Genomic DNA, 4,146 nt, shown 5'->3' on the forward strand with positions numbered 1-4,146 from the left:
CATCACGGGGCAGGCCCCCCTTCTTCCGAAGTTACGGGGGCATTTTGCCGAGTTCCTTAACCATGATTCTCTCGATCGCCTTAGTATTCTCTACCTGATCACCTGTGTCGGTTTAGGGTACGGGCGGACTGGGACCTCGCGCCGATGCTTTTCTAGGCAGCATAGGATCACCGAATCACCCCACAAACGGGGCGCCTATCAGGTCTCAGAAACAATGAACAGCGGATTTGCCTACCGTTCTTCCTACACCCTTGGACCAGGTCAATTCCATTGCCTGGCTCGGCTACCTTCCTGCGTCACACCTGTTAATACGCTGACCTCACAACATCGGTTCCCACCACACCAACCAACAAGACACCTAAAAGGCATCAACGCTGGAATCCGTCATGGTTAGCATCCATTGCTCAGTATGGGCGGTCCTTCGCCGGTACGGGAATATCAACCCGTTGTCCATCGACTACGCCTGTCGGCCTCGCCTTAGGTCCCGACTAACCCAGGGCAGATTAGCTTGACCCTGGAACCCTTGATCATTCGGCGGACGGGTTTCTCACCCGTCATTCGCTACTCATGCCTGCATTCTCACTCGTGTGGCCTCCACCGCTGGTTTCCACCGCGACTTCACCGTCCACACGACGCTCCCCTACCCATCCAAACCACTGGACCACAAAGGCCAATGACATGTTTGAATGACGCAACTTCGGCGGTGTGCTTGAGCCCCGCTACATTATCGGCGCGGAATCACTTGACCAGTGAGCTATTACGCACTCTTTCAAGGGTGGCTGCTTCTAAGCCAACCTCCTGGTTGTCACAGCAACTCCACATCCTTTCCCACTTAGCACACGCTTAGGGGCCTTAGTTGGCGTTCTGGGCTGTTTCCCTCTCGACTATGAAGCTTATCCCCCACAGTCTCACTGCTGCGCTCTAACTTACCGGCATTCGGAGTTTGGCTAAGGTCAGTAACCTTGTAGGGCCCATCGCCTATCCAGTAGCTCTACCTCCAGCAAGAAACACGCAACGCTGCACCTAAATGCATTTCGGGGAGAACCAGCTATCACGAAGTTTGATTGGCCTTTCACCCCTACCCACAGCTCATCCCCTCCATTTTCAACTGAAGTGGGTTCGGTCCTCCACACGCTCTTACACGCGCTTCAACCTGGCCATGGGTAGATCACTTCGCTTCGGGTCTAGATCACGCCACTCACTCGCCCTATTCAGACTCGCTTTCGCTACGGCTTCCCCCCACGGGTTAACCTCGCGACGTAACACTAACTCGCAGGCTCATTCTTCAAAAGGCACGCCATCACAACCACAAGTGGCTGCTCTAACGGATTGTAAGCGCACGGTTTCAGGTACTATTTCACTCCCCTCCCGGGGTACTTTTCACCATTCCCTCACGGTACTGATTCACTATCGGTCATCAAGTAGTATTCAGGCTTACCAGGTGGTCCTGGCAGATTCACACAAGGTTTCACGGGCCCCGTGCTACTCGGGCATCCACACAAGAACGGCAGACACGCATTACACCTACGGGACTATCACCCTCTCTGGTCCGGCATTCCAACCGATTCACCTATACGCCTGCACCTCATCCCACCAGCGTAGATAGAACTGGTACATGTGGACCCCACAACCCCGATGATGCAACGCCTATCCGCTATCACACACCAACCGGTTTAGCCCCATCCGCGTTCGCTCGCCACTACTAACGGAATCACTATTGTTTTCTCTTCCTGCGGGTACTGAGATGTTTCACTTCCCCGCGTTCCCTCCACACAGCCTATACATTCAGCTGCAGGTCACACCACATAACATGGTGCGGGGTTCCCCCATTCGGAAATCCTGGCCTCAACGTCCGGTTATCGACTCCACCAGGCTTATCGCAGATTCCCACGTCCTTCATCGGCTCTTGATGCCAAGGCATCCACCGTGCGCCCTTAAAAACTTCAACACAAAACAAAGTTCTCAAAAATTGAGCTATAAAACAATCAACAAAATCACTACAAACAAGACTCAAACACCACACACACCCAGGACAGGCGCACACAGCTCATCTCATCTGCAAGATGCTCGCGTTCACTATACAGTTCCCAAACAACAACCCCGCACCCCCAACAACAGCACCCCACACACCAGCCCCAAAAGGACCAGCCAGGACACCATGCCAGCAGACACAGGACAAACACCGAAACACCAAGCACCCAACCCACCAAACCCCGCAAAGGGACCAGGCGGCCAGGAGGCTTGTTGCCTCAAAACCCAACAGTGCACCAAACATACTCATTCGCATCACACGACCCATGCGCCCTTCCAACACCACCAACCCCACAAGGAGCCGGCACTGCGTACTAAACCACACACGCCACACAACACAAACCATGCCAACACCCGAACCCCCGAAAACAACCACACGATCGCCCTCGAAAACCCGTTTCCCAGTGTTGAGTTCATTGACATTCCACCCTCGAGCAACCCACCTGCACCACACTCGGGCACAGACATGGGCAACCAAAACTGGTTAGCTCCTTAGAAAGGAGGTGATCCAGCCGCACCTTCCGGTACGGCTACCTTGTTACGACTTAGTCCCAATCGCCAGTCCCACCTTCGACGACTCCCCCCACACAAGGTGGTTAGGCCATCGGCTTCGGGTGTTACCAACTTTCGTGACTTGACGGGCGGTGTGTACAAGGCCCGGGAACGTATTCACCGCAGCGTTGCTGATCTGCGATTACTAGCGACTCCGACTTCATGGGGTCGAGTTGCAGACCCCAATCCGAACTGAGACCGGCTTTTAGGGATTAGCTCCACCTCACAGTATCGCAACCCATTGTACCGGCCATTGTAGCATGCGTGAAGCCCAAGACATAAGGGGCATGATGATTTGACGTCATCCCCACCTTCCTCCGAGTTGACCCCGGCAGTCTCCCATGAGTCCCCGGCATAACCCGCTGGCAACATGGAACGAGGGTTGCGCTCGTTGCGGGACTTAACCCAACATCTCACGACACGAGCTGACGACAACCATGCACCACCTGTGAACCAGCCCCGAAGGGAAACCCCATCTCTGAGGCGATCTGGAACATGTCAAGCCTTGGTAAGGTTCTTCGCGTTGCATCGAATTAATCCGCATGCTCCGCCGCTTGTGCGGGCCCCCGTCAATTCCTTTGAGTTTTAGCCTTGCGGCCGTACTCCCCAGGCGGGGCACTTAATGCGTTAGCTACGGCGCGGAAAACGTGGAATGTCCCCCACACCTAGTGCCCAACGTTTACGGCATGGACTACCAGGGTATCTAATCCTGTTCGCTCCCCATGCTTTCGCTCCTCAGCGTCAGTAAATGCCCAGAGACCTGCCTTCGCCATCGGTGTTCCTCCTGATATCTGCGCATTTCACCGCTACACCAGGAATTCCAGTCTCCCCTACATCACTCTAGTCTGCCCGTACCCACCGCAGATCCGAGGTTGAGCCTCGGACTTTCACGATAGACGCGACAAACCGCCTACGAGCTCTTTACGCCCAATAAATCCGGATAACGCTTGCGCCCTACGTATTACCGCGGCTGCTGGCACGTAGTTAGCCGGCGCTTCTTCTGCAGGTACCGTCACTCTCGCTTCTTCCCTACTGAAAGAGGTTTACAACCCGAAGGCCGTCATCCCTCACGCGGCGTCGCTGCATCAGGCTTGCGCCCATTGTGCAATATTCCCCACTGCTGCCTCCCGTAGGAGTCTGGGCCGTGTCTCAGTCCCAGTGTGGCCGGTCACCCTCTCAGGCCGGCTACCCGTCGTCGCCTTGGTGAGCCATTACCTCACCAACAAGCTGATAGGCCGCGAGTCCATCCCCAACCGATAAATCTTTCCACCCTCAACCATGCGGTCAAAAGTCATATCCGGTATTAGACCCAGTTTCCCGGGCTTATCCCAGAGTCAGGGGCAGGTTACTCACGTGTTACTCACCCGTTCGCCACTAATCCACCCAGCAAGCTGGGCTTCATCGTTCGACTTGCATGTGTTAAGCACGCCGCCAGCGTTCATCCTGAGCCAGGATCAAACTCTCCATAAAAAACAAAAAGCCACCACAACCCCACCGGAAAAAGACGGGGCCACACGTGGTGATGAAATCCTGGCGAATAAAAACACTCGGAACAACACACGG

Annotated in this window: 2 rRNA genes (1 of these 2 cut by a window edge); both read right to left on the reverse strand. The window is 54.9% G+C overall.

The window, feature by feature from the left end:
* A 23S ribosomal RNA gene (locus tag RF641_RS17455) occupies positions 1-1,948 on the reverse strand (it extends 1,271 nt beyond the left edge of the window).
* A 579-nt stretch (positions 1,949-2,527) separates the two neighbouring features.
* Positions 2,528-4,053, reverse strand: a 16S ribosomal RNA gene (locus tag RF641_RS17460).
* Together the 16S and 23S rRNA genes form the textbook arrangement of a ribosomal RNA operon.
* Between the last annotated feature and the right edge of the window lie 93 nt (positions 4,054-4,146).

This window comes from Arthrobacter sp. 'calajunan' (genome assembly GCF_046940185.1).
Lineage (GTDB): Bacteria > Actinomycetota > Actinomycetes > Actinomycetales > Micrococcaceae > Glutamicibacter > Glutamicibacter soli.